Origin of the sequence: Phyllobacterium sp. LjRoot231 (assembly GCF_964253365.1) — a bacterium.
Lineage (GTDB): Bacteria > Pseudomonadota > Alphaproteobacteria > Rhizobiales > Rhizobiaceae > Phyllobacterium.
Window position 1 is genome coordinate 4,461,288 of the sequence record NZ_CAXUQT020000001.1, and the last position, 23,824, is coordinate 4,485,111.

The 23,824-nt window shown below is 55.3% G+C and carries 27 protein-coding genes; 12 read left to right on the forward strand and 15 right to left on the reverse strand.

The genetic code is table 11. The features are described 5' to 3' along the window. Window positions 1-434: 434 nt before the first annotated feature. The 4 genes from ACSQ3H_RS22235 to ACSQ3H_RS22250 all read right to left on the reverse strand — a co-directional run bounded on the left by ACSQ3H_RS22235 (window position 435) and on the right by ACSQ3H_RS22250 (window position 3,931). Complete coding sequence (locus tag ACSQ3H_RS22235) at window positions 435-1,058, reverse strand: TetR family transcriptional regulator C-terminal domain-containing protein (protein WP_436119044.1); 624 nt, start codon at window positions 1,056-1,058, stop codon at window positions 435-437. Window positions 1,059-1,138: 80 nt separating this feature from the next. After that, the gene (locus tag ACSQ3H_RS22240) at window positions 1,139-1,981 is read right to left on the reverse strand and encodes a MipA/OmpV family protein (RefSeq protein ID WP_436119045.1); all 843 of its coding nucleotides are present in this window, start codon (window positions 1,979-1,981) and stop codon (window positions 1,139-1,141) included. A gap of 108 nt (window positions 1,982-2,089) precedes the next feature. After that, window positions 2,090-3,070 (reverse strand): bifunctional riboflavin kinase/FAD synthetase, encoded by a 981-nt coding sequence (locus ACSQ3H_RS22245; RefSeq protein ID WP_436119046.1) that lies wholly within the window; start codon window positions 3,068-3,070, stop codon window positions 2,090-2,092. Window positions 3,071-3,082: 12 nt separating this feature from the next. Next, window positions 3,083-3,931: a TIGR01459 family HAD-type hydrolase gene (locus ACSQ3H_RS22250; protein WP_436119538.1), complete on the reverse strand. Its 849-nt coding sequence runs from the start codon at window positions 3,929-3,931 to the stop codon at window positions 3,083-3,085. A 160-nt stretch (window positions 3,932-4,091) separates the two neighbouring features. Between ACSQ3H_RS22250 and ACSQ3H_RS22255 the strand changes: the two genes are divergently transcribed. The 5 genes from ACSQ3H_RS22255 to ACSQ3H_RS22275 all read left to right on the forward strand — a co-directional run bounded on the left by ACSQ3H_RS22255 (window position 4,092) and on the right by ACSQ3H_RS22275 (window position 7,860). Continuing rightward, on the forward strand, window positions 4,092-5,090 hold the full coding sequence (locus ACSQ3H_RS22255) for a cation diffusion facilitator family transporter (protein ID WP_436119047.1): 999 nt from the start codon (window positions 4,092-4,094) through the stop codon (window positions 5,088-5,090). Further along, entirely contained in the window at window positions 5,087-5,401 is a 315-nt protein-coding gene (locus ACSQ3H_RS22260) for an ArsR/SmtB family transcription factor (protein ID WP_436119048.1), read from the forward strand. Before ACSQ3H_RS22255 ends, ACSQ3H_RS22260 begins: the two co-directional genes overlap by 4 nt. A 97-nt stretch (window positions 5,402-5,498) precedes the next feature. Further along, window positions 5,499-6,554 (forward strand): hypothetical protein, encoded by a 1,056-nt coding sequence (locus ACSQ3H_RS22265; RefSeq protein ID WP_436119049.1) that lies wholly within the window; start codon window positions 5,499-5,501, stop codon window positions 6,552-6,554. After that, on the forward strand, window positions 6,551-7,180 hold the full coding sequence (locus ACSQ3H_RS22270) for a hypothetical protein (protein ID WP_436119050.1): 630 nt from the start codon (window positions 6,551-6,553) through the stop codon (window positions 7,178-7,180). Before ACSQ3H_RS22265 ends, ACSQ3H_RS22270 begins: the two co-directional genes overlap by 4 nt. Continuing rightward, a complete protein-coding gene (locus ACSQ3H_RS22275) occupies window positions 7,177-7,860 on the forward strand; it encodes a hypothetical protein (RefSeq protein WP_436119051.1) in 684 nt (227 codons plus the stop codon). Before ACSQ3H_RS22270 ends, ACSQ3H_RS22275 begins: the two co-directional genes overlap by 4 nt. 54 nt (window positions 7,861-7,914) lie before the next feature. Here the strand turns inward: ACSQ3H_RS22275 and ACSQ3H_RS22280 are convergent, their stop codons facing one another. Then, window positions 7,915-8,928, reverse strand: a complete 1,014-nt coding sequence (locus tag ACSQ3H_RS22280; protein WP_436119052.1) for a zinc-binding alcohol dehydrogenase family protein — start codon at window positions 8,926-8,928, stop codon at window positions 7,915-7,917. A gap of 102 nt (window positions 8,929-9,030) precedes the next feature. Here ACSQ3H_RS22280 and ACSQ3H_RS22285 point away from each other — a divergent pair, with 102 nt between their 5' ends. From ACSQ3H_RS22285 to groL, 3 genes are all read left to right on the forward strand, one after another. After that, a complete protein-coding gene (locus ACSQ3H_RS22285) occupies window positions 9,031-9,390 on the forward strand; it encodes a winged helix-turn-helix transcriptional regulator (RefSeq protein WP_436119053.1) in 360 nt (119 codons plus the stop codon). Window positions 9,391-9,638: 248 nt separating this feature from the next. Further along, window positions 9,639-9,935: a co-chaperone GroES gene (groES, locus tag ACSQ3H_RS22290; RefSeq protein ID WP_106715529.1), complete on the forward strand. Its 297-nt coding sequence runs from the start codon at window positions 9,639-9,641 to the stop codon at window positions 9,933-9,935. Window positions 9,936-9,998: 63 nt separating this feature from the next. Next, window positions 9,999-11,645 (forward strand): chaperonin GroEL, encoded by a 1,647-nt coding sequence (groL, locus tag ACSQ3H_RS22295; protein ID WP_436119054.1) that lies wholly within the window; start codon window positions 9,999-10,001, stop codon window positions 11,643-11,645. Window positions 11,646-11,747: 102 nt separating this feature from the next. Here the strand turns inward: groL and ACSQ3H_RS22300 are convergent, their stop codons facing one another. Beyond that, the gene (locus ACSQ3H_RS22300) at window positions 11,748-12,155 is read right to left on the reverse strand and encodes a winged helix-turn-helix transcriptional regulator (RefSeq protein WP_436119055.1); all 408 of its coding nucleotides are present in this window, start codon (window positions 12,153-12,155) and stop codon (window positions 11,748-11,750) included. Window positions 12,156-12,244: 89 nt separating this feature from the next. Between ACSQ3H_RS22300 and ACSQ3H_RS22305 the strand changes: the two genes are divergently transcribed. After that, window positions 12,245-12,805 (forward strand): NADPH-dependent FMN reductase, encoded by a 561-nt coding sequence (locus ACSQ3H_RS22305; protein WP_436119056.1) that lies wholly within the window; start codon window positions 12,245-12,247, stop codon window positions 12,803-12,805. Window positions 12,806-12,836: 31 nt separating this feature from the next. On the opposite strand, the gene ACSQ3H_RS22310 is transcribed toward ACSQ3H_RS22305, so the two are convergent. Together ACSQ3H_RS22310 and ACSQ3H_RS22315 are read right to left on the reverse strand one after the other, a co-directional pair. Further along, window positions 12,837-13,190, reverse strand: coding sequence for a VOC family protein (locus ACSQ3H_RS22310; RefSeq protein ID WP_436119057.1), 354 nt, complete (start codon window positions 13,188-13,190; stop codon window positions 12,837-12,839). Between the two features lie 8 nt (window positions 13,191-13,198). Continuing rightward, the gene (locus ACSQ3H_RS22315) at window positions 13,199-13,609 is read right to left on the reverse strand and encodes an SRPBCC family protein (RefSeq protein ID WP_436119058.1); all 411 of its coding nucleotides are present in this window, start codon (window positions 13,607-13,609) and stop codon (window positions 13,199-13,201) included. A 486-nt stretch (window positions 13,610-14,095) separates the two neighbouring features. Here ACSQ3H_RS22315 and fumC point away from each other — a divergent pair, with 486 nt between their 5' ends. Both fumC and ACSQ3H_RS22325 read left to right on the forward strand, forming a co-directional pair. After that, window positions 14,096-15,487, forward strand: coding sequence for a class II fumarate hydratase (gene fumC, locus ACSQ3H_RS22320; RefSeq protein WP_436119059.1), 1,392 nt, complete (start codon window positions 14,096-14,098; stop codon window positions 15,485-15,487). Between the two features lie 107 nt (window positions 15,488-15,594). Beyond that, window positions 15,595-15,981: a DoxX family protein gene (locus ACSQ3H_RS22325; RefSeq protein WP_436119060.1), complete on the forward strand. Its 387-nt coding sequence runs from the start codon at window positions 15,595-15,597 to the stop codon at window positions 15,979-15,981. Between the two features lie 64 nt (window positions 15,982-16,045). On the opposite strand, the gene msrA is transcribed toward ACSQ3H_RS22325, so the two are convergent. The 6 genes from msrA to ACSQ3H_RS22355 form a co-directional block, all read right to left on the reverse strand. Then, window positions 16,046-16,735, reverse strand: coding sequence for a peptide-methionine (S)-S-oxide reductase MsrA (gene msrA / locus ACSQ3H_RS22330; protein ID WP_436119061.1), 690 nt, complete (start codon window positions 16,733-16,735; stop codon window positions 16,046-16,048). A gap of 18 nt (window positions 16,736-16,753) precedes the next feature. After that, on the reverse strand, window positions 16,754-17,248 hold the full coding sequence (gene msrB, locus ACSQ3H_RS22335) for a peptide-methionine (R)-S-oxide reductase MsrB (protein WP_436119062.1): 495 nt from the start codon (window positions 17,246-17,248) through the stop codon (window positions 16,754-16,756). A gap of 115 nt (window positions 17,249-17,363) precedes the next feature. Next, entirely contained in the window at window positions 17,364-18,062 is a 699-nt protein-coding gene (gene hisG, locus ACSQ3H_RS22340; protein WP_436119063.1) for an ATP phosphoribosyltransferase, read from the reverse strand. Continuing rightward, window positions 18,059-19,189 carry an ATP phosphoribosyltransferase regulatory subunit gene (locus tag ACSQ3H_RS22345; protein ID WP_436119064.1) on the reverse strand — a complete coding sequence of 377 codons (1,131 nt, stop codon included), beginning with the start codon at window positions 19,187-19,189 and terminating at the stop codon, window positions 18,059-18,061. Before ACSQ3H_RS22345 ends, hisG begins: the two co-directional genes overlap by 4 nt. Window positions 19,190-19,195: 6 nt before the next feature. After that, window positions 19,196-20,710, reverse strand: a complete 1,515-nt coding sequence (gene hisS, locus ACSQ3H_RS22350) for a histidine--tRNA ligase (RefSeq protein WP_436119065.1) — start codon at window positions 20,708-20,710, stop codon at window positions 19,196-19,198. Between the two features lie 86 nt (window positions 20,711-20,796). Next, entirely contained in the window at window positions 20,797-21,444 is a 648-nt protein-coding gene (locus ACSQ3H_RS22355; protein ID WP_436119066.1) for a DNA-3-methyladenine glycosylase I, read from the reverse strand. Window positions 21,445-21,634: 190 nt separating this feature from the next. On the opposite strand from ACSQ3H_RS22355, the gene ACSQ3H_RS22360 reads away from it, so the two are divergent. After that, window positions 21,635-22,423 carry a L,D-transpeptidase gene (locus ACSQ3H_RS22360; protein WP_436119067.1) on the forward strand — a complete coding sequence of 263 codons (789 nt, stop codon included), beginning with the start codon at window positions 21,635-21,637 and terminating at the stop codon, window positions 22,421-22,423. Between the two features lie 68 nt (window positions 22,424-22,491). Here the strand turns inward: ACSQ3H_RS22360 and glcF are convergent, their stop codons facing one another. Then, window positions 22,492-23,823 (reverse strand): glycolate oxidase subunit GlcF, encoded by a 1,332-nt coding sequence (gene glcF, locus ACSQ3H_RS22365; protein ID WP_436119068.1) that lies wholly within the window; start codon window positions 23,821-23,823, stop codon window positions 22,492-22,494. Window position 23,824: the final 1 nt, after the last annotated feature.

Sequence of the window (23,824 nt, forward strand, 5' to 3'; positions counted from 1 at the left end):
CCGCGCTTTTAGCAATCACCGCGCGTAGAATAAAGAGGGAGGTGCAATAAACTTCGCGTGCGCATGTCGTCGCCATGATCAGATGTTGAAAATCGTCACCGGGGTCAATTGACAACTCGGTGATTCACCCTCGGTCTCCACAAGGCTTCAGCAGTCATTGTTGCCGCAGCGTTGAGTGCATAATCATATCCGTGTTCGACAGCGAGCTCCAGCAGGATGTCCAGGTAAATTTTCCGAAAATTTTCTTTTCCACTCGCTGCAATGTATTCATCCTGCCCGTCTATCATTGGCGAAACCTCATCTTGCCTTGATATAAGGCACCCAAAGAGGCTACGAGGTTACCAGACGACAGTGTCGGTTTCTACGAAGCGAGCAAAACTCCTCGTTGCAAACCCAGCCCATCAGAGTTGCAGTAAAGTCAATACAACCTGTCACTATAGTGGCAAATTTCCATTGGAGGGACTGATCGGACGCAAGGGCCTCTTAACTAGCATCTCGCAATATCTGTAGGTCATATCGAGAGCCTCGCCTCGTGTAAGCTGTCCTTTTTCAAATGCGGCCCGAAGCCACAAACCATCGATCAGGATGCATAGTTCTCTTGCCTCCCGTCGCCCCTCAACGCCCAAGTTGCTCAATGTACATTTCAACCTCTCGAAATACTCGTTGTCCAGATTATGAGCGAACTTTTCAAGATTATTGTCAAAGGGAACCCTGCCATAAAATGCAAGCCAAATCAGTACATTCTCTCTTGTGAATATTTCAGCACAAAAGCTCCCTTCAATATATGCGATTATTTTTTCCTCATAACTAACTGCAGACGAAATATATTTCTCTATAGATTTATAATAAATACTATGAACTCTTGCCAGAACATCCTTCAATATATCATTTCTATCTCTATAGTATTGATAAATTGCACTTCTCGATATTCTAATTTCATCTGCAATATTGGCAATTGTTACGTTATCAAGTCCGCCCTCTATTATAAGCCGCATTGTTACCAAGATTATTTCGTCACCACGGATTTCCGCTTTCTTTGACAACGGGTTTCTTGGCATAATAGGTTTCTCTCCAATCGTACCTTAAAAAATTGATTTCCTGTTTACGAATAGGCATTTACTCTCATTTTCGGTCAAACTTAAAGCGCGAAGTCAAAGCGGTAGGTTGCCTGCACGCCCAATGTCGCCTGATTGGCCGAGCCGCGCTCCCTCACGAGACTCGAATCCGCTGCGGGACCCATTAACCGGCTATATTCGGCATAGGCGCTCGTGGTGATCTTGTCGGTGGTCTGCCAAGTGATCTGACCGCCGACGCCAAGCGATTTTAGACCGCCGCCCGGCGAATACCGCGCGAGGCCGGACGCCACAGACTCACTGGCAGTCACACCATAATATTCCTCGAAATAGTCTTTGGAGGCAACCGTCGCACGCGGGCCCGCGGAAACGCGCACGGTCGGCGTGATGTCCTTGAAAGCATCGATAGCAAAATCGGCAACGACGCCGTCATGAGCGCCGATACCGCGCCGCACCTCGACCCGACCGCGAATATTGTCTGTCGGATAGAATTCAGCAAAGCCGCCGACCTCGACACCCCAATCGACATCGTGGAGCCCCTTGAGATCATCGGAATCGCCACGATCACGACCCGTGATCAGTTTGCCGGTAAGACCGGCACGGAAGACACCCGTATCGATAAAGCCGAAAGAGGCATTGTCATTCAGTGAAGAAAAGCGAACAGACCTGCCGGCGCGACCAAGAGAAATAACCGGCGCAGCGCTGAGCATATAGTCCTTGGCGCCTTCATAGCGTGGAGCAACAAAGCCCTTGGCACCAAGCGTCAGATACCAATCACCCGACCACCAATGTTCGCTCCGCGGTGCGCTGGCCGTCTGATTTTCCGGATAATACTCATCGGCAAAAACTGTTGTGGAACTCGCGAACGCGAGCGCGCCCGAAAGCACGACAATAAAACGAATGGACATGAAAAAAAACTCCGAAAGATCCTGCCGTGGGAGGCGGCAAGCTTGGGAGCCAAGTTACGAAACGATAGATAAAATTGGATTTATTTCTATGGTAAATGATTTACCAAATCAGTCGAAATTGATCCTTTGATCGAGGGGAGAAAGTGGTTTGACGCCCTGCAGCAATGCACGCGCTTCCTCTTCGTCGCGCCTGATCTGTTGCATCATCGGCTCCAGTCCATCGAACTTTTCCTCGCCGCGCAAATAACCAAAAAAAGATACGGCGCAAACCTCGCCGTAGAGACTTCCAGCAAAATCGAAGACGTAGGTTTCGAGCAACGGCTCGCCGTCCGTGTCGACGGTTGGCCTGCGGCCGAAGCTCGCAACCCCATCGTAAAGTGTGCCGTCAGCCCTGCGGAAGCGCACGGCGTAAATGCCATGCTTTAGATGGGTTTCGGGCGGCAGAACCATGTTGGCCGTCGGGAAGCCGATCGTGCGACCAAGCTGCTTGCCGACAATGACTTCGGCCCGAATCCGGTGTCGATAGCCGAGAAGACCGGCAGCCTCCACCACCTCCCCTTCACCGAAAAGCTCGCGAATACGGCTCGATGATATCGCCTGGCCGCCCTCATCGCGGAAAGCATCAACCAGGGTAACGTGAAAGCCGCGTTTCTCGCCAGCATCCATAAGAAAGGCGGGACCGCCCTGACGGTTCTTGCCGAAGTGAAAATCGAAGCCAGTGACGATCCGGCTTGCACCGAATGCATCGACAAGAATCCGATCGACGAAGTCGTCCGCTGTCATCTGCGAAAATTCGCGAGTGAAATGGCATTCAACCACTGCGTCAAAGCCCAACGCCTCAAGAATAGACGCTTTCTCGGCGGCCGGTGTCAGTCGGTCTACTGGCTGGTCCGGCACAAACACGCTGCGTGGATGCGGCTCAAATGTCAGGACGAGCGAAGGATTTCCTTCCTCATGCGCCGCTTCCAACGCGCGCTCGAGCACTGCCTGATGACCACGATGCACACCATCGAAATTGCCGATTGCCACGACGGCACCTTTGAGATGCTCGGGCAAATGGGTCGGATCAGTCAGACGCAGGATCGACATCAACTTTAACCTTCAGGCCAACATGGCCATTGTAGCCACCGGATTGCTGCCGTGCTTCGCCAGAAATGCCAGCAGCTTTTCAAGGTCGTGAACGCCGCCCATGACATAGTCACCCGCATGGATACCACCGGAAATATAGAGAGCGTCAATCCCGAAAAGGTCGGCGCCCTTGATATCGGTCAGCATACCATCGCCGATGGCGAGGATGCGCTTGTGGTCGACAGGCTCGCCGCGCACTTCCTCAGCAGCAGCCACAGCGGCCTCGTAGATTGGGCGATGTGGCTTGCCGGCAATCAATGTCCGGCCGCCGAGCTGGCTATAGTCACGGGCAAGCGCGCCCGCACACCAGATAAGCCGGTCGCCGCGCTCGACGACAATATCCGGATTGGCGCAGATGAAGGGCAAATTGCGCGAACGGAAACGCGTCAGCATTTCGACATAATCTTCCGGGGTCTCGGTTTCGTCGTCGAAGAATCCAGTGCAGACGACAACATCTGCTTCGCGTTCCTCGACAAGTTCGATGTCCAATCTCTCGTACAGCGTTTCGTCGCGCTCGGGCCCAAGGTGAAAGACGCGGCGCGGCGCAATGCGGATCAATTCGCGGGTCACATCACCGGACGTGACGATGCGATCATAGGACGATTCAGGCACGCCGAGTGAGTGGATCTGCTGCGCGACGCTATCGAAGCGACGCGGCGCATTGGTGATGAGCACGACGGTCAGGCCAGCTTGCCGCGCACGCTCCAAGGCGCTGGATGCCGAAGCAAAAGAATCCACGCCATTGTGCAAAACGCCCCAGACATCGCACAGAAGCACATCATAGCGATCCATAAGTTCGTCGAGACGCTGCAAATGTATCATGTCGGTCATGCCGATCCTTTCCGAGAACGCAAAGCCCGACATCGCTTACCCGATTGCATGAAATGTGTCACCCATGATCATTGGTGATTGTTTCGCGTGGCAACATTGACAACCTACATATGAACAAGTATTGATATGTTTGTCAGCAATAGGGCAAGCCATGTCGCATTCACACGAAGGTCACGACCACGCGCCGACAATCACGGCGGACAATCAGCGCAAAGTGCTGATCGCCTTTTTCATTACGTTCGCCTTCATGATCGTCGAAGTCATAGGCGGGCTTCTGTCGGGTTCACTGGCACTGATTGCCGACGCGGGCCATATGGTCACTGACGCGTCCGCCCTCGCGCTCTCCTATGCCGCGTTCCATTTCGGCAAGCGTGCTGCCGATGAGCGACGCACATTCGGCTACTTGCGCTTTGAAGTCATCGCCGGGCTGATGAATGCCATTGCACTTTTCGCCATCCTCATCTGGATTACCATCGAAGCTGTCGATCGCTTCCGTAATCCCGGTGAGGTTCTGGCAGGACCCATGCTGATCGTGGCGACAATCGGGCTGGCCATCAACATAGCAGTGTTCTGGATCCTGACGCGCGGCGACAGCGAGCATGTCAATATCAAGGGTGCAATCCTGCATGTGCTGGGCGATCTGCTCGGTTCCGTAGGTACCATCATCGCCGCTATCGTCATCTATTATACGGACTGGACGCCGATCGATCCCATCCTGTCGGTCTTCGTCTGTCTGCTGATCTTGCGTAGCGCCTGGGCCCTGTTGAGAAATTCAATGCACATTCTTCTTGAAGGTGCACCGGCGAATGCATTCCCTGAAGAGATCGAGCAATATTTGAAAAAAACAGTTCCCGGCTGCGCCAATGTACGGCATGTGCATGTCTGGATGATCACGTCGGGCAAGGCGCTTGCCACATTGCATGTACTGCCTCGACCGGATGCCAACCCGCGCTTGCTGGTCAAGCAGGTCGAAGTCGAGCTCAGGAAGAAGTTCGGCATTGAACACTCCACCATTGCAATCGATTGGCCAGACACCGTGGCCGACGACTGCTGCCTTGGAACGAATTTGGAAGACGACCACGATCATACTGGTCACGGTGATCATGATCACCCGGCTCACGACCATAGTCACGAGGATCACAAACATTGAGCAAGGCAGCAATCCCATCGCAGCTCGATACGACGATCCTTGCCGAGACGTTTCGACTGCTTGGCGATCCGACGCGGCTGCGCATCCTGTTCTTTTGCCTGGACGAGCCAAGGTCAGTCGGGGATATCGCAGCGAGCCTTGAGCTATCGCAATCGCTGGTGAGTCATCATCTGCGGCTGCTACGCGGTGCACGACTGGTGCGCGGCAATCGGCAGGCCAAACAGATATTCTATGAGCTCGCCGACAGGCATGTGAGCGACATGCTTGTCGATATGGCTAACCACGTTCGTGAAGAGCACGGCGACGACTGACGGATTTAAAACACGCGAATGATCGGCGTAATTCTAAAGTCGCATTTACAATCGCGGCCAAAAATAGGAATATATTCTTTTAACGAGGATTTATTTCATGGCCGACTTAGATTACCACCTCTCCCAAATTCGTCACCACAGATTCCGATTTGAAGAAAGCAATCTGAAATTGAAGGCGATGCGCGATGCGCCGCCGAACACTTATCTCCCTAAGCAAATCCGGGGAGCGGAGCTCGATTACGATTTCTGGAGAAACCGGCTGCGGTTGCTGGAGCACATCCTCCGAAAATTCGATCCCAATCAGCCGCGTGTGCCCGCTGGCAATTCGGATGGCGGGCAATGGACCGATGGCGGCGCAGGGTCTGGGGCGAGCGGCGGGCTTCAGGCAAGACCTGTCGACTTCACCACAGTAAAGCCGCCAGGCTCGGCCGCGCAAGGGCCGTCCATCAAACCCATTCCAGCTCCCAAGCCCGGCGTGCCGTTTGGTAGAGGTGCAGGTCCATTGGCCGGGACGGGAGCGCTTCACCAATTGCTTGAAAGTGACCCTCTGAATTCGTCGTTCAAAGGCACTGCTGACGAGGCAACAGATCGCTACAACTGGTTGCTTCAAAATGCGCCGGAAAACGTTGTACCAGCGCTGCATTTTACCCCCCACGAGTTTGTAGCGGGACAAGGGCCGAAGCTGGAAACGACAGTTGTTCCCTTGCTGCGCGAACAAGTGGAAAGTGCATGCCCCTTGTCTGGCGCCGTCCAGACCCAGGCGAATTTGGCAGCTCAAGATGCCGGCAAGAAATCTGACTACCGGTCTGCAACCGAATATGGGACGCAGGTCCACACGAACATGAAAAAAAATATCATCCGCAACTACGCGGAAAGTCTAATACCCGAACAATCTTACTTGAAGTACGCTGAAGAATTGGAGGGTGACAAGCGTTATCACAAGGATGGAGTAAGATATGGCTTGAAGGATTCACTCCGCTTGGACGTTCTTGAAAAGGTAGGAAACGGAGTTATCTGCGTTTACGATCTGAAAACTGGAAAAAGCGGGCTTTCCCCAGCCAGAATGAGGGAAATCGGCCAGTCTGTTCATAAGAATTTCGGTATGGTGAATCGTATTCTCATCATTCCGATCCAACCGTGGTTAAGCTATTGACAACCATCGCCGACGTAAAACGGGCAATGATGCCCTTGCTTGAGCGCCATGATGATCTGGCGCTCGTCGGGCGCATGCTTGTTCTGATGCCAGTGCGCAACGTCCTGCGCTTTATCTGCATTGATCGCGAATCGGACGTATACGCCTTTCAGGTTCGCACCTGCATGAACCTCACCTTCTTCAATATGGGTGGCTGGCCGCTTAGCGGTGGATGGCGGCTTGCTGCTGATCGAGGAAGTTGGGATATCCGTTACCCTGAGTCGCTCGAGGTGCTGCGCCAAATGATTGAAGAAGCGCTGCCGGAAATGCGCCGTGTCACCACTATCGACGAATTCGTGACCTACCAAACCAATAGCATAAAATCGCTATATCGTTCCTCTCTTCGTCCAGACGATCTTGCCCTCATCGCAATTGCTAATGGCGATCTTGAGAAAGCCCTTTCGATCGTCGAGCCAGCCATAGCCAGCCGCGAGATCGACTGGACACCCAAATATTACAAAGCCTTGAAGCAATGGGATCGTACTGCTCTTCTCGATCTTCTGCACGAACAGCAGAGGCGCACGATCGGGGCGCTCAAACTGGCGAAACATTTCGAACCCGAACCTTTTGGAATGGAGAAGGGATGAGAGCAAGTCTGCTTCCTGTTACTACTCAGGATGATGTCGAACGATTGGTTGAGCCAATCCTCGATCGTCATAAGGACCTGACGCTCATTGGTCGCCATCTGGTCGTCAAGCCGGTACGGCACGTGCTGCGCTTCATCCGCCTCGGCCACTCGATATTTGACGATCTCTTTAACGTCACTGCAGTCATCGATCTGACATTCCTGCGTTATTGTAGTTGGGCGATCAATGGCGGACGTTCGCTGTACAATAATGGGTGGGGGCCTTGGAACATTTTTGATCCCGAAGAAGTTGAGCGCTTACGCCATACAATTGAAGAGACATTACCTGGACTGCGCCGTGTCAACACGATCGACGACTTTGTGGCCTATCGGTCGAACGAGCCACCGCCGCACAACACCTTTTCCTTCGATTTTAAACTTATGGCTTATATCGCCATCGCCAAGGGGAATTTCGACGAGGCCATTGGCCTTGTGGATGCGGCCATCGCTAAAGGGTGGGTGGATCATTTGCCGAAATATTACGAACCCTTGAAGAAACGGGACCGGGCCGCCCTTGTCGATTTTCTGCGCAAACAGCAGGCGGGCTCGATCGAAACCCTTGGCCTGACAGACTATTGGCAACGGGAACCTTTTCCACTGGAGCTCTCCGGAAATAAATGGGATTGCTTCGTAGTCTCGTAGTCCACTTAGAATTCCGCCGGCAAACGAGACGCCTGCCGGCAAGTCCTATCCACCTCAGAATCCGGAAAGAACAATCTTGCCCTTGGCGCGGCCGCTTTCGATGAGCGCATGTGCCTTCTTGAGGTTGGCCGCGTTGATCGGGCCGAAATCATCGGCGAGCGTCGTTTTGATTTTCCCTTCGTCAACGAGTTCCGACACTTGGTTCAAAATTCGATGCTGAGCTTCCATGTCGGGGGTCTTGAACAACGCCCGCGTGAACATCAGTTCCCAATGCAGGGATATACTCTTGCGTTTCAGCAACATGACATCGAGCGCCTTTGGATCGTCGATGAGCGCAAAGCGGCCCTGTGGCGCCAGCAGTGAAGCGATCTCAGCCAGATGCGCGTCGGTGTTAGTGGTTGAGAAGACGAAAGCCGGAGCGCCTATGCCGAGCGCTTCCACCTGCGCTGCGATAGGCTTTGAATGATCTATGACGTAATGAGCACCGAGATCGCGGACCCATGCCTGCGTCTCCGGACGCGACGCCGTGGCGATGACGGTGAGGTTTGTCAATTTTCGCGCGAGCTGGATAGCGATCGAGCCGACACCGCCCGCACCGCCGACGATGACGATGGCATTGGCCGCGCCGACTACCGGTGTTTCAACGTGAAGCCGGTCGAACAGTGCCTCCCAAGCCGTGATCGACGTCAGGGGCAAGGCAGCGGCGGCGCTGAAATCTAGTGATGAAGGCTTCCTTCCGACGATGCGTTCATCGACAAGATGGAATTCCGAGTTGGTGCCGGGACGATCGACTGCACCGGCATAAAACACTTCATCACCGGGCTTGAAGAATTTTACTTCCGGTCCAACTGCAGCCACGACACCGGCAGCATCCCAACCAAGCACTTTTGGAGTTCCCGGTTCCGGCTTTACCCCGGACCGGATCTTGGTATCGACGGGATTGACGGATATAGCCTTCACTTCAACCAGAATGTCCCTGCTCCTTGCTTCGGGCTTGGGCAGGTCGATATCGACCAGCGACGTTTCAGCGGTGATGGGTTGTGGTTCGAAATAGGCGACAGCGTGCATGATCGTTACTCCAGGATAAGTTGACCCGGCTCAAATGCGCCCTATGCTGTATAAGTGCAAGAATGCACATATATTGCATATAGTGTCAAAAAGGATACCATCATGCCACGCGTGCGCCATAAGACGTTTGATTGTTCCGCCGGTTGCCCCGTGGAAGGCGTTCTCAACCTGATCGACGGCAAGTGGAAAGGCGTGATCCTCTACCACCTCATGTCAGGGACGCTGCGCTTCAGCGAAATCCGCCGCAAGCTGATAAATGTCACGCAGCGCATGCTGACCAACCAGTTGCGGGAATTGGAAGCCGACGGGCTGATTATACGCAAGGTTTATGCCGAGGTGCCGCCCAAGGTCGAGTACTCGCTTTCGGCGCGTGGCCGCAGTCTCGAGCCGGTCATTAGCGCGCTCAAAGCCTGGGGTGACGCCAATCTGACTGTCGACAAAATCGAGGTGGAAGCGGCCTAAGCTCCTCGTTTTCATCAATACATCACATTTATATGGAATAAGTGTCTTGCTGCAGGCGTGTACGAGCGCCTTGCGGTTGCCGATTTCAGGTTGACCGCAGAAAGATTCATCACAGGTTTCCCTTGACTCTTCAACGTCATCCCACTATTTCCGGCCGCAGTTAGCACTCACCTATGTCGAGTGCTAATAACGCGGATGGCGCAGCTGTTCGCGACATCGTTTTGACACCAACATCAAGGGTTCTAACCATGGCCAAGACCAAGTTCCGCCCGCTTCACGACCGCGTCGTAGTACGCCGCGTCGAATCCGAAGCAAAGACTGCAGGCGGCATCATCATTCCGGATACTGCCAAGGAAAAGCCACAGGAAGGCGAAATCGTTTCTGTAGGCACTGGCGCTCGTGACGAAGCTGGCAAGCTCGTACCGCTCGATGTCAAGGCAGGCGATCTTATCCTGTTCGGCAAGTGGTCCGGCACGGAAGTCAAGATCGGCGGCGAAGACCTGCTGATCATGAAGGAATCCGACATTCTGGGCATCCTCGGCTAATCATCGGCTGTCCCTCAATCAACGAATATCGATCAAACCGGGTTCAATCCCAGGAGAGATAAAATGGCTTCCAAAGAAGTAAAATTCGGCCGCGATGCGCGTGAGCGCATGCTGCGCGGTGTCAATATCCTTGCAGATGCTGTCAAGGTAACGCTCGGCCCGAAAGGCCGTAACGTTGTCATCGACAAGTCCTTCGGCGCTCCGCGCATCACCAAGGACGGCGTGACTGTTGCCAAGGAAATCGAACTTGAAGACAAGTTCGAAAACATGGGCGCACAGATGGTGCGTGAAGTCGCTTCGAAGACGAACGACATTGCCGGTGACGGCACTACGACTGCTACTGTTCTTGCCCAGGCTATCGTTCAGGAAGGTGGCAAAGCTGTTGCTGCCGGCATGAACCCGATGGATCTGAAGCGCGGCATCGATCTTGCTGTTGCTGAAGTTGTCAAGCAGCTCGGCAAGAGCGCCAAGAAGATCAAGACTTCGGAAGAGGTTGCGCAGGTTGGCACGATCTCTGCCAATGGCGAGACCGAAATCGGTGAAATGATCGCCAAGGCGATGCAGAAGGTCGGCAACGAAGGTGTTATCACCGTTGAGGAAGCCAAGACCGCTGACACCGAACTCGAAGTCGTCGAAGGCATGCAGTTCGACCGCGGCTACCTGTCGCCTTACTTCGTCACCAACCCCGAAAAGATGGTTGCTGACCTCGAAGACGCGTACATCCTTCTGCACGAGAAGAAGCTTTCGAACCTCCAGGCTCTTCTGCCGGTTCTCGAAGCTGTCGTTCAGACCTCCAAGCCACTCGTCATCATTTCTGAAGACGTCGAAGGCGAAGCTCTTGCTACGCTCGTCGTCAACAAGCTGCGTGGCGGCCTGAAGATTGCTGCAGTCAAGGCTCCTGGCTTTGGCGATCGCCGCAAGGCAATGCTCGAAGACATCGCTATCCTTACCGGTGGTCAGGTTATTTCCGAAGATCTCGGCATCAAGCTCGAAAGCGTTACGCTTGACATGCTCGGCCGCGCCAAGAAGGTGTCGATCACCAAGGAAAACACCACAATCGTTGACGGACATGGCAAGAAGGCGGAAATCAACGCCCGCGTCGGCCAGATCAAGCAGCAGATCGACGAAACCACTTCCGACTACGACCGCGAGAAGCTGCAGGAACGCCTTGCCAAGCTCGCTGGCGGTGTTGCCGTTATCCGCGTTGGCGGTGCAACGGAAGTTGAAGTGAAGGAAAAGAAGGACCGCGTCGACGACGCCCTCAACGCAACCCGTGCGGCTGTTGAAGAAGGCATCGTTGCTGGCGGTGGTGTTGCTCTCCTGCGCGCTTCTGCTGCCCTCACTCTTAAGGGTGCAAATGCCGATCAGGACGCTGGCATCAACATCGTTCGTCGCGCTCTGCAGGCTCCGGCTCGCCAGATCGCAACGAACGCAGGCGATGAAGCTTCGATCGTTGTCGGCAAGATTCTTGAGAACAAGAAGGACACCTACGGCTACAATGCGGCCAATGGCGAGTACGGCGATCTCATTGCTCTCGGCATCGTCGATCCGGTCAAGGTTGTTCGTACTGCTCTGCAGGACGCTGCATCGGTTGCTGGCCTGCTGGTCACCACCGAAGCCATGATCGCCGAAGCTCCGAAGAAGGACAATGGCGGTGCTCCCCAGATGCCAGGCGGCGGAATGGGTGGCATGGGCGGTATGGACTTCTAAGAAGTCCTGTCCCATATCGTATACGGAAAGGCGGGTTTCGACCCGCCTTTTTTATTATCACTACCATTGAACGCACATCATATAACAGGCTTTGTATGATCCTTATTCTGCCGCGTCAGCGAATCCTGGCCGTATCTCGGCATTACCGTGAGCTGCATCGAAACGGGCACGAGCCTCGCTGACACGTTGCTCGTTCTTGATGGCCCAATCGCCAAGCCCCCGCACGGGCACCAGCAGATCACGCCCGAGATCGGTCAGTTCGTAATCCACACGCGGCGGAATAGTCGGAAAAACCGTCCGGGTGACAAAACCGTCGCGCTCGAGGCTACGCAATGTGCTCGTCAGCATCTTTTGAGAAATACCATTGATCGCCCGTTTCAACTCGTTAAATCGCATCGAGCGATTGCCAAGATAATTGACGACCAGCACCGTCCATTTGTCGCCTACTCGCGCCAGAATGTGATGAACCGCCGTGCAGGCGGAGGTTACTTCAAAGTGGCTCGGTTTCAAAAAAGTGCCTCCTTGCGGTGGTTTTAGACAGTCACTTATATAGCTCCGGTCACAAATAGTTACCACCCCAAGACAAAGGATTTCTCAACATGGCTAAAGCAAAAATCGGCATCATTGTTGGCAGCACGCGTATCGGCCGTTTTGCCGAATTTCCGGCCAAATGGATCGCCGAAGTAGCCGGAAAACGTGACGATATCGAGGTCGAGATTCTCGATCTGCTGGACTATCCGATGCACTTCTTCGGTGAAGAGCGCACGACGACTGCTCAAACCGAAACAGCAGAGCGCTGGAAAAACAAACTGCGTGAATTTGATGGCTACGTGGTCACTGTTGCAGAATATAACCACGGCCCGACTGCAGTTCTGAAGAACGCAATCGACCTTGGCGAGTTCATTCACAAGCCGATCGGTTTTGTTGGTTATGGCGGCGTTGGCGGTGCCCGTGCAATCGAACATCTTCGTCTGGTCTTCGTGGAAATGAGTGCCGCTTCTGTGAAGACCGGCGTCCATATCGCTTTCCAGGAATATTTGAGTGTGATCAAGGGCGAGAAGAAGCTTGGCGATTACGCCCACCTCAATGAGGCCGCTACCAACCAGCTCGATCAGCTCGTGTGGTGGGCAAATGGGCTCAAAACAGCGCGTGCTGCCTGATCAACCGATGAGCGGCTGCGCAAGCGGCCGCTCATTTATCCGACCAAACCGCCAACTCATATCCTTCAGGATCGGTGAAATGAAACCGGCGCCCGCCGGGGAAATTGAAGACCGGCTTGACGATCTTGCCGCCAGCCTTTTCAACTCGCTTCAACGTATCCGCGAGATCGTCGGCGAAGAGGATGACCAGGGGGCCACCCGATTTGACCTCTCCGGCGTTAGCAAATCCGCCTTTGAGATTGCCATCGGAAAATTCGCAATATTCAGCACCATAGTCAGTAAAGGTCCAGCCGAATACATTGCCGTAGAAGTTGCGAGCCCGCGCAATATCCTTCACGTTGAATTCAATGTAGTCGATCCGTTTGTCCCTGCTTGAATTGGCCATTTTTCATATCACTCTATCAGTTGTGCTTCGAGCACATCCTTGAGCCTTTGCAGATCGCGCTTTACCCAAGCTGCGTCAGCAGCAAACTTCTCGTCGTCCATTCCAGGCAACCGGAACAAAGTAAAAATCACCTCGGAACTCCCGCCATTGGCGACCACTCGTAGCGGGATATAGACCTTCTCGCCGGTTTCGGTGGTCACCCAGTGATCGAGAACGCCGAACTTGTTTGGCGGTGCAAAGCGAAGCCTGAGTTTGCCTGCGGGACCATCCGCCAGCCATTCGTCCCCTGACTTCTGCAGGGCAGAGGTTAGCCCTGACGCCCATTCCGGCAGGTTTTCGGGAATGCTGGCGTAGTCGTAAACATCGTTCCAAGTACGCTGAATGGCAATTTGAAGGGTTCGCGCTTCATGTGTCGCCATGCCCTGTCCTCCTCACGCTACTACGCACAACCTTAAGCGTCTAAAGACTTTCTGTCTTGAACAAAACGGCCAACCACGCTGCGATTTGTTGCATGAGCACGCTTGGCGACACGCCTACGGCGCATTATCGGGACCTGCCACCGTCAGCTTGCCTCTCGACCACAATAGATCCACACACTCGTCTGGTACAACGGCCACCGGGGTTGTTGTTTCCGACGAATCTTCGCGGCTCCACGTGCACAGAAAATGAGACCGGAGATTTACCGGCGGCAAGAATTCGCGATAGTTACCGGTACAGTTCGCAAGGACCGGTTTGTCAGAAAGCTGCAACATAGTGCCATCTGAAAAAATTGGTTTCGCTGGAATGGCTTAATCGATTTTATCCCAAACTCAGATGAATTCCAGACCAACGTATGCCGCTCGAACCTTGCCTCTCGTCGAGCTTCGCAGTAGTGCTTGCGGCCAACTCCCATAGGAAAATACACGATGAGCTCCACGCGTACCGAAACAGATACTTTTGGCCCGATCGAAGTTGCCTCGGACAAATATTGGGGCGCACAAACCGAACGCTCGCTGCATAATTTCAAGATCGGCGGCGAAAGAATGCCGATTCCACTGGTTCGTGCATTGGGTATAGCCAAGCGCGCTGCCGCTGAAACGAACATGGCGCTGGGCAAGCTCGACGAGGTGATCGGCCGCGCCATCACCGTCGCTGCCGAAGAGGTCATCGAAGGGAAGCTCGACGATCATTTTCCGCTCGTTGTCTGGCAGACAGGTTCGGGCACCCAGTCGAACATGAATGCCAACGAAGTCATCTCCAATCGTGCCATCGAGATGCTGGGTGGAACGAAAGGCTCGAAGAAGCCGGTTCATCCCAATGATCACGTCAATATGAGCCAATCGTCGAACGACACGTTCCCGACAGCAATCCATATCGCCACGGCCGTGGAAGCTACCGAGCGGCTCTACCCTGCGCTGAACCACCTGACTGCCGCCTTGGCCAAGAAGGAAAAGGCGTTTGCCGATATCATCAAGATTGGCCGTACACACACGCAGGATGCAACGCCCGTTACGCTCGGCCAGGAATTCTCCGGCTACCGGGCCGCGCTGGAATACGCGCGAAAGCGCATCGAACAGAGCCTCGCCGATGTATTCCTGCTGGCGCAGGGCGGCACAGCCGTTGGTACCGGCCTCAATGCGCCCATTGGCTTCGATACGGGGTTTGCCGAAGCTGTCTCCGACATCACCGGTCTGCCCTTCAAGACAGCGCCCAATAAATTCGAGGCGCTGGCAAGCCACGGCGCACTGGCCAATTTCCACGGCAGTCTCAACGCACTCGCCGCCGATCTGTTCAAGATCGCCAATGACATCCGCTTTCTCGGATCCGGCCCGCGCTCAGGCCTTGGCGAACTGAAGCTGCCGGAAAATGAGCCTGGCTCGTCGATCATGCCAGGTAAGGTCAACCCGACACAAGCCGAAGCATTGACCATGGTCGCGGCGCAGGTGTTCGGCAACCATACCACGGTGACGGTTGCCGCGAGCCAAGGCCACTTTGAACTCAACGTGTTCAAGCCGGTCATCGCGCTGAATGTGCTTCAGTCGATCCGCCTTCTCGCGGACTCAATGGTGTCGTTCGCCGATAACTGCGTCGAGGGCATCGAAGCCGATGAAGTCCGGATCAAGGATCTCCTTGAGCGTTCATTGATGCTTGTCACTGCATTGGCTCCGGCTATCGGTTACGACAATGCGGCGAAGATTGCCAAGACTGCCCACAAGAATGGCACGACGCTCCGTGAAGAAGCTCTAGCAAGCGGTCACGTGTCTGCCGAGGACTATGATCGTCTTGTTCGTGCAGAACGGATGATTGCGCCGGAGTAAGATTGGAAAACCATTCTACGGTGAACAATCTGTCCAGAAAATAGTGGCTTTGCTTGACAATCAGATTTAACTATTGGGGTTCAACGCCAATCCCGGAGAGATTCCTTATGTCAAACAATGCACTAGTTACGCTGATCAGCCGCATCCTGCTTTCGATCCTGTTCATTCCCGCTGGCTTCAGCAAGCTGACCGCTATCGGGGGCACGGCAGGATACTTCGCAGGATTAGGCCTCCCAGTTCCAACTGTTACAGCAGTTATTGTGGGCCTGATCGAACTGCTGGGCGGTCTGGCTATACTTATCGGTTTCCAGACGCGGTATGCAGCTATTTTGCTTGGCGTTTTCACGATTGCTACCGCATTGGTCGCGCATCTGGTGCCTTTTGATCAGGCTAACCAGATTAATTTCTTCAAGAACCTCGCCATCGCCGGTGGTTTCTTCGTTCTCGCCCAGCACGGTGCGGGTGCACTTTCGGTCGACGCCAAGCGTGGCTGATCGACCCTGAAATGAACAAGAATAAGGCCGCTTGATGCGGCCTTATTTGTTTTGCGAGTGAGATTCAGTTCGAAGCTTTGGCTTCGCTAACCAGCACCGGCTTGTCGCGATAGTCCTGTGGAAACAGCTTGCTCAGGTTCTCGATCTTCGGAATATCATAATAGGCGATGTAGGGCTGCGACGGATGGATCGTCGCATAATCCTGATGGTAATCCTCGGCCGGATAAAACTTCTCCAGCGACGAGACTTTGGTAACGATCGGATCTGAGTAAGCTTTCACCTTGTCGAGTTGGGCGATGTAGGCGTTGGCAATCTTCGCTTGATCGGCATTGGTCGTAAAGATCGCCGAGCGGTATTGCGTACCTGAATCCGGGCCCTGACGGTTTAATTCTGTCGGGTTGTGGACAACGGAGAAATAGACCTGCAGGATTTTTCCGAGGCTGACAGCCTTCGGATCAAAGGTCACTTCGACCGATTCGGCATGGCCAGTATCCCCGCCACTGACGATCTCATAGCTTGCCGTCTCCTTCTTGCCTCCGGAATAACCCGAGACGGCGCTGGTGACGCCCTTCATGTGCTGGTAAACGCCCTGAACGCCCCAGAAGCAGCCTCCGGCGAGAACGATGGTTTCTGGTCCGGTCACGGCTGTTTGATCAAGAGCAGGCGGCGGGACCATAGTGACGCCTTCGGCCGCAAGAGCATAACCGGGGGCCAACAGGATCGCCGTGGCGAGCAGAATTTGACGAAGTTTCATGGAATCTATCCTTTAAGCTCAAGCGGCTACGGGTTTGAATTTCAGTGCGACGCCGTTCATGCAATAACGCAGACCGGTGGGCTTTGGCCCGTCGTCAAAGACATGACCAAGATGACCACCGCAACGATGACATGCGACTGCCGTGCGTGACATTCCGAAAGAGCTGTCGGTTGTCTCGTTGACTGCACCCTTCAAGGGCATCCAGAAACTTGGCCAGCCGGTACCGCTGTCGAACTTCGTGTCTGAATCGAAGAGTGGCAAGTCGCAGCCAGCGCAGGAAAAAATGCCCTTGCGTTTTTCGTGATCGAGCGGGCTGGAGAAGGGACGCTCTGTGCCTTCCTGACGCAAGACATCGTATTGCTCGGGCGTTAGAAGCTTCCTCCATTCGGCATCCGTATGCTCGACTTCGAAAGTGCCTGCTGCATGGGCGGTGGGCGCGCTCGCAAAGCGGGTTGCTACGAATGCGCCAAGCCCTGCTATCGCACCGCCAAAAAGCGTTCGACGTGTCATCATGGCTGAACTCCCTGTGCCAATATACCGATTCATAACCGGTCTTCTGCAGGGAAATACGTAAGGTCCGCGCGAAAGGTTACAAAACCAGCCTGGAATCACGGAGAGTTGATAGAAATCAGCCTTTGAGCAAAGCAGCCTCGATACGCCGCGACAATTCTTCGACTGCGTTGGTCTCGGCTGTGCCGCGCGATGAAACCAGGCAAGCTTCCGATTTCAGTATCACGCCGTCTTCCAGAACCTTGAGATGGTTGGCGCGCAAGGTTGATCCCGTAGTGGTGATATCGACGATGATATCTGCGGAGCCCGAGGCTGGGGCACCCTCGGTCGCGCCAAGACTTTCTACGATGCGATAGACCTGAATGCCGTGCATTTGCGAGAAGAACTGCTGCGTCAGACGCCAATATTTGGTGGCAATGCGCAAGCGGCGGCCGTGTCGCTGGCGGAAGTCGGCGGCAACGTCGTCAAGATCAGCCATGGTCGACACGTCGTACCAGACCTCGGGCACAGCAACGACAACATCCGCGTGGCCAAAGCCCAGCCGCGCCTCGATCTGTACGCGCTCGTCGGCAGACGACAGTGTCTCGCGGATCAAATCCTCGCCCGTTATCCCTAGATCAACACTGCCATAGCCAAGCTCACGCGCGATCTCCGATGCGGAGAGAAACAGGATTTCAATCTGGCTTTCGCCTTTGACCTGCGCCCGGTAGTTGCGCTGGTCATTGGGCAGGATCACGCTCAGACCGGCGCTTTCAAGCACTTCAAGCGCTTGATCCTTGAGACGACCTTTGGATGGAAGCGCCAATGTAATTGTCATTGCGTTTCTCCCGCGATCTGCTCCAGCCTGTCGAGCCAGATCGAGAATCCGACGCCTGGAATCGAGCCAACGGCTCCCAGCATGGTCAGCAGCCGGTCATAGCGCCCGCCACCAACAATCGCGCCGAGATCAACATTGTTCAGTGCGCGGGTCTCATAGACGAGGCCCGTATAATAATCGAGCGGACGGCCGAAAGCGGCATCGTAAATTATGGTTTCGTGTCCAATGCCTGCCTCGACGACCGAAGCGGCGCGCGCCTCGAACTGCTCCAGCGCAGGTCCAAGGTCGAACTCGTTGGCGCGGGCGAATTTGAGCAAATGACCAGCTGCGGACTGAAGCGGTACGCGGATCGCAAGGAAGCTTTCCAGAGCGGAGAAGGCCCCGGTAGGTAGCCTCACTGAAGCCAGTGTGGTCTTTTCGATCAGCCGGCGCGCAATCTCGATTGGAGCGCGTCCGGCACCCGGGGAAATGCCGGCGATCTGCATATCCTGTTCGAGCTCTGCAGCCAGTCCGGCTTCGTCACCTTTCGTCACCAGTACTGCGAAGCGATCCGGCAGCGTATCATTTTGCCGATCCGAGGAGAGGTCTTCAAGCAAACCCTTCAATTGGCCCGGATTGCCAAAGGCGCGCGCGAGTTTCTTTTGCCAGCCGCGCGGCAGGCCGAGTGCTGCCAACACCGCCTCGAATATCGCCTGGTCGCCGAGCAGCGTTTCAAGCTTCGCATTAGGTGCGACGAGGCGGATAGCGGCGAGCGCATCAGCGAGCGAACGCGCATCGGCGCGAGCACGATTGGCATCGCCCAGGTCTTCGATACCGGCCTGGAAGAACTCGTTGCCGCCTTCGCGGCGCTGGCGGAACACCTCGCCCAGATAGGCATAGCGTTTTGGCGTCGCAGCGTTGCGTTCGATATGATTGCGGCAGACTGGGATGGTGAACTCTGGTCTCAGGCACAGGCTCTGGCCGTTTTCATTCTCAGTCAGGAAGATGCGGCGGCGCAGATCTTCACCAGCCATGTCCAGAAACTGGTCGGCCGGCTGAATGACCGGAATATCGACAAGTTCTGCATCCCGCCCCGCGATCAGCGCGGCAAGCTCACCGGAAAAGGCAGGGGCGCGAGAGGCGGCCATCGGAAACTACGCGACCTTCGCCGCGTTGGCGCGATCTTCGGCCTGCGCTTCGAGTATCTTGCGCACCTCGGCGACGAGATCGCTTTCCTTGGCTGTGATTTGCGCCGGACGGCCTTCACGCCAGGTGACATTGTCCTCGATTTCCGCCGAAAGACGCGCGCCTTCGATCAGATCCTTGATCTGTACTTCGCCATTGTCGCGTTCCTGCGAGCCCTGGATGATCACGCAAGGTGCACCGCGACGATCGGCATATTTCATTTGCGGCTTCATGCCGGACCCGCCGAGATACATTTCAGCACGGATGCCTGCCTGGCGCAGGTCCGAAACCATTTTCTGGTAGCGGCCAAGGCTGGCCGTATCCCTGTCCATGACCAGCACGACGACCGGCCCGATATTATCGGACACGTCTAGCTTGCCGAGATTCTTCAACGCCGTCATCAGGCGCGAGACACCAATAGAGATGCCGGTCGCGGGGACGGGCTCGCCGCGGAAACGTGAGACAAGGCCGTCATAACGACCGCCGCCACCGACAGAGCCGAATACAACCTTTTCGCCCTTCTCGTTCGTGACATCGAAGGTCAGCTCTGCTTCGAATACAGGCCCTGTATAGTACTCCAGGCCACGTACAACGGAGGGATCGATCTTGACGCGGCCTTGATACCCCGCGGCCGAGCAAAGAGCCTCGATTGTTGAGAGTTCTATAACACCCTCGGTACCCTTGTCATTGCCGGTAACAACACGTTCAAGACTGGCGATCGTTTCGCCACCAGTTGCACCGCCGGCTGACGTAAAAGCCAGTACCTTGGTTATGGAAGCCTCATCAAGGCCTGCCCCCTTCGTATAATCACCGCTCTCATCGAGACGGCCCTTGCCGAGCAATTCACGCACGCCATCGAGACCGAATTTGTCAAGCTTGTCGATGGCGCGCAACACGACCAAACGTTTGCCGGCGTTCTCGTCACCGCTAAGGCCAATTGCATCAAGTACGCCGTCGAGAACCTTGCGATTGTTAACGCGGATGACATAGTCGCCGCGCTTGATGCCCAAGGCTTCCATGACGTCAGCCATCATCATGCACATTTCGGCGTCCGCCGAGACGGAGGGGGCAGCGACTGTATCGGCGTCGAACTGCATGAACTGGCGGAAGCGGCCCGGGCCCGGCTTTTCGTTGCGAAACACCCAACCGGCGCGATAGCTGCGATAGGGTTTTGGAATGCTCTCGAAATTCTCGGCAACGTAACGCGCCAGCGGTGCAGTCAGATCGTAGCGCAGCGACAGCCACTGCTCGTCATCGTCCTGGAACGAGAACACGCCTTCGTTGGGGCGATCCTGATCCGGTAGGAATTTACCGAGCGCATCGGTATATTCGATCAGCGGCGTTTCTACAGGCTCGAAACCATAGAGCTCGTATACCTTGCGGATTTCCGTCATCATCTTTTCGGCAGCGCGCAGATCATCCGGCACACGGTCCACGAAACCGCGCGGCAGCCGCGCCTTAACTCTATCTGCCTTCGTAGTCATGATGCTGATCCGATACCTGAAATGAAGCCGATTGCCGAAGCGGGTTTGCTCTAGACTATCGAGCCCCCAAGGGCAAGGATCGAACGTTATTTGGGCCGTTTGAAACTCTTGCGCAGCTTTTCGATTTCCTGACGGCATTTACAGCCTTCGATATGATCGTTGACGAGGCCCATGGCCTGCATATGCGCATACATCGTCGTCGGACCGACGAAGCTCCAGCCACGCTTCTTCAGATCCTTGGATAAGCGGATCGATGTAGGCGAGGTGGGATTGGCAATAAGCGTCGGATAGTCGACCACCTCAGGGCGCTCGTCTGCCGGTGGTTCGAAGGTCCAGAAATAGGCTGCAAGTGACCCCGTCTCTTTGACAAGCTCGATCGCATGCTTGGCGTTGTTGATCGCAGAATTGATCTTGCCGCGATGGCGGATGATACCGGCATTGGCAAGCAGCCGCTCCACATCCTTTTCGCCATAGCGGGCAATGCGATGATAGTCGAAACCGTCAAACGCCTCGCGGAAATTCTCGCGCTTGCGCAATATGGTCAGCCACGAGAGTCCCGACTGGAATCCTTCGAGGCAGATCTTCTCGAAAAGACGAGTCTCATCGGTGACTGGTCTACCCCACTCATGGTCATGATAGTGGACATATTCTGGAAGAGTACCCGGCCAGAAGCAACGGGTGACGCCATCCTCGCCTGTCATCAGACCAGTCTTGACTGGGACATCATCATGCATCGTGCCTACCCTTCGAAATGTTTCACTGGAGGTTAACCAGTTTTGAAAACCAGCTGGTAACCAAAACAAATAGTTTCCTACGAGAATCGCATTTTATTGATCGCGATTCACTTTTTTCTACCGGAGCACAGGCAAACTCAATCCGAAAACTGACAAATCCTGTCAGCAGTGTTTGTTGAGAACAATACAGATGAGAACTGCCTTACTGCTTCTGACATCCTGCCTGGTCGTGGCCTTTGTCCCCAGCGCGATGGCCAGCGAGCGTTACGCGACAAGACCACCCGTGGTTATGAGCCCGGATCTTTCGGCGCCTTGGGTAATGCAATTGCGCCAAAGGCCAATCGGCTCGCCGGTCAATCCTCGCGGCTATGTGGTCTTTAGTGATCCACCAGCACGCGCAGTAAAGCAACGCGATCGTAGCGCAGTTGGCAGAAATATCGACGCAAATCCGGCCGTTCGAGAAGTTTCGTTCCAACGTCCTGAAGAGCCAGCCGCCGACGCCCGGCCAAAAAAGCGGGCCATGGATCCGAAATTTCTGCCGCAAACAGTTTCATACGATGGGACAGAACAGCCGGGCACGATCGTTATCGATACATCGCAGCGGTTTCTGTATCTGGTCGAGGCCGGTGGCACAGCACAGCGCTACGGCGTCGGCGTCGGCAAAGAGGGCTTTGGCTGGTCGGGTACCAACGCGATCAGCCGCAAGGCTGAATGGCCCGACTGGAATCCGCCTGCACAGATGATCGAGCGCGAGCGGCTGAAGGGTCGTATTATACCAGCGCACATGGAGGGCGGCGTCGCCAATCCGCTTGGCGCACGCGCACTCTATCTCGGCTCGACGCTTTACCGCATCCACGGCACCAATGCGCCATGGACCATTGGTCATTCCGTTTCAAGCGGTTGCATCCGCATGCGCAACGAAGATGTCACTGAGCTTTATGAGCGGGTGAATGTCGGTACCAAGGTCATTGTAAGGTAGTTCTTGGGGGCCGGCACCGGGGGCGGTGCCGGGAACTGGGCAGGGGTTCGCTTGAATCCCTGCCCTCTTTATTCTGCTGCTTGCAGAAATGATTTTGGCGCCGGCACACCTTCCGGCCGAGGTCCGCCATACGCCCAGTCCAGCAATTCGACCGTGTGAACGATCGGGAGCTTGGAGCCGCTGGCGATCTGGGTGATGCACCCAATATTGCCCGTGGCGATCAGGCTGGCGCCCGTCGCCTCGATATTCTTCACCTTGCGATCACGCAACGTGCGGGCAATCTCCGCCTGCATGATGTTGTAGGTCCCGGCCGATCCGCAGCAGAGGTGCCCCTCGGCAGGATCCCTGACGACGAAGCCTGCGATCTTCAGCAAATCCTTGGGCTGGCGCGTGATCCTCTGCCCGTGCTGCATCGAGCAGGCGGAGTGATAGGCAACGACAAGGCCCGCGGGCTCTTTCGGCGCAGGGAGGTCCAGTGTCGTCAGATATTCGGTGATGTCCTTGGCCAAGTCAGAGACACGTGCAGCCCTGTCCTTGTAGTTTGGGTCCATCCGTAGCATGTAGCCGTAGTCCTTGATCGTCGTGCCGCAACCGGACGCCGTTATCACGATGGCATCAAGGCCACCGGCATCAAGCTCGCGGGTCCAGACATCGATATCGCGGCGGGCATCGTCGAGCGCCGCTTCTTCACGGCCCATGTGGTGCACGAGCGAACCGCAGCAACCTTCGCCTTTCGGCACCACGACTTCAATGCCTAGCCGGGTCAACAGCCGGATCGTCGCTTCGTTTATGCCAGGCCTCAGCACCGGCTGGGCGCAGCCAGTAAGAATCGCAACCCTGCCCTTTTTCACCGCCTGAGGCATATGCGAACCAGGCTCGGCAAAGCGCGATTTCGCCGGGACAGTTTTGGGTGCGAGTTCAAGCATCGCGGCTATTGGCTTGAGCGCGGATATTGATCTGAACAATGGCGCGAGAGGACGGCCTAGCTTTGCAGCCTTGAGCGCAAAGCGGAAACGTCCGGGATAGGGCAGGACGAAAGCCAGTAAAGCCCGCGTCAGCCGGTTCATTACCGGGCGTTTGTAGGTCTTCTCGATGTGGGCGCGGGCATTGTCGACCAGATGCATGTAATTGACGCCGGATGGACACGTCGTCATGCAGGCAAGACAGGACAGGCAGCGATCGATATGCTTGACAACTTGCTCGTCTGCCGCACGGCCGTTTTCCAACATGTCCTTGATCAGGTAGATACGCCCGCGCGGGCTATCGAGTTCGTTGCCGAGCGTGACATAGGTCGGGCAAGTCGCGGTGCAGAAACCGCAATGCACGCATTTGCGCAGGATCTTTTCCGATTCAGCGACACCGGGGTCCAGCAACTGCTCGGGAGTGAAATTTGTCTGCACG

Coding starts and splice junctions, on each gene's coding strand:
- ACSQ3H_RS22235 (WP_436119044.1), bottom strand. CDS start 1,058: ATGCCAAGAAACCCGTTGTCAAAGAAAGCGGAAATCCGTGGTGACGAA.
- ACSQ3H_RS22240 (WP_436119045.1), bottom strand. CDS start 1,981: ATGTCCATTCGTTTTATTGTCGTGCTTTCGGGCGCGCTCGCGTTCGCG.
- ACSQ3H_RS22245 (WP_436119046.1), bottom strand. CDS start 3,070: ATGTCGATCCTGCGTCTGACTGATCCGACCCATTTGCCCGAGCATCTC.
- ACSQ3H_RS22250 (WP_436119538.1), bottom strand. CDS start 3,931: ATGATACATTTGCAGCGTCTCGACGAACTTATGGATCGCTATGATGTG.
- ACSQ3H_RS22255 (WP_436119047.1), top strand. CDS start 4,092: ATGTCGCATTCACACGAAGGTCACGACCACGCGCCGACAATCACGGCG.
- ACSQ3H_RS22265 (WP_436119049.1), top strand. CDS start 5,499: ATGGCCGACTTAGATTACCACCTCTCCCAAATTCGTCACCACAGATTC.
- ACSQ3H_RS22275 (WP_436119051.1), top strand. CDS start 7,177: ATGAGAGCAAGTCTGCTTCCTGTTACTACTCAGGATGATGTCGAACGA.
- ACSQ3H_RS22280 (WP_436119052.1), bottom strand. CDS start 8,928: ATGCACGCTGTCGCCTATTTCGAACCACAACCCATCACCGCTGAAACG.
- ACSQ3H_RS22285 (WP_436119053.1), top strand. CDS start 9,031: ATGCCACGCGTGCGCCATAAGACGTTTGATTGTTCCGCCGGTTGCCCC.
- groES (WP_106715529.1), top strand. CDS start 9,639: ATGGCCAAGACCAAGTTCCGCCCGCTTCACGACCGCGTCGTAGTACGC.
- groL (WP_436119054.1), top strand. CDS start 9,999: ATGGCTTCCAAAGAAGTAAAATTCGGCCGCGATGCGCGTGAGCGCATG.
- ACSQ3H_RS22305 (WP_436119056.1), top strand. CDS start 12,245: ATGGCTAAAGCAAAAATCGGCATCATTGTTGGCAGCACGCGTATCGGC.
- ACSQ3H_RS22310 (WP_436119057.1), bottom strand. CDS start 13,190: ATGGCCAATTCAAGCAGGGACAAACGGATCGACTACATTGAATTCAAC.
- ACSQ3H_RS22315 (WP_436119058.1), bottom strand. CDS start 13,609: ATGGCGACACATGAAGCGCGAACCCTTCAAATTGCCATTCAGCGTACT.
- fumC (WP_436119059.1), top strand. CDS start 14,096: ATGAGCTCCACGCGTACCGAAACAGATACTTTTGGCCCGATCGAAGTT.
- ACSQ3H_RS22325 (WP_436119060.1), top strand. CDS start 15,595: ATGTCAAACAATGCACTAGTTACGCTGATCAGCCGCATCCTGCTTTCG.
- msrA (WP_436119061.1), bottom strand. CDS start 16,735: ATGAAACTTCGTCAAATTCTGCTCGCCACGGCGATCCTGTTGGCCCCC.
- msrB (WP_436119062.1), bottom strand. CDS start 17,248: ATGATGACACGTCGAACGCTTTTTGGCGGTGCGATAGCAGGGCTTGGC.
- hisG (WP_436119063.1), bottom strand. CDS start 18,062: ATGACAATTACATTGGCGCTTCCATCCAAAGGTCGTCTCAAGGATCAA.
- ACSQ3H_RS22345 (WP_436119064.1), bottom strand. CDS start 19,189: ATGGCCGCCTCTCGCGCCCCTGCCTTTTCCGGTGAGCTTGCCGCGCTG.
- hisS (WP_436119065.1), bottom strand. CDS start 20,710: ATGACTACGAAGGCAGATAGAGTTAAGGCGCGGCTGCCGCGCGGTTTC.
- ACSQ3H_RS22355 (WP_436119066.1), bottom strand. CDS start 21,444: ATGCATGATGATGTCCCAGTCAAGACTGGTCTGATGACAGGCGAGGAT.
- ACSQ3H_RS22360 (WP_436119067.1), top strand. CDS start 21,635: ATGAGAACTGCCTTACTGCTTCTGACATCCTGCCTGGTCGTGGCCTTT.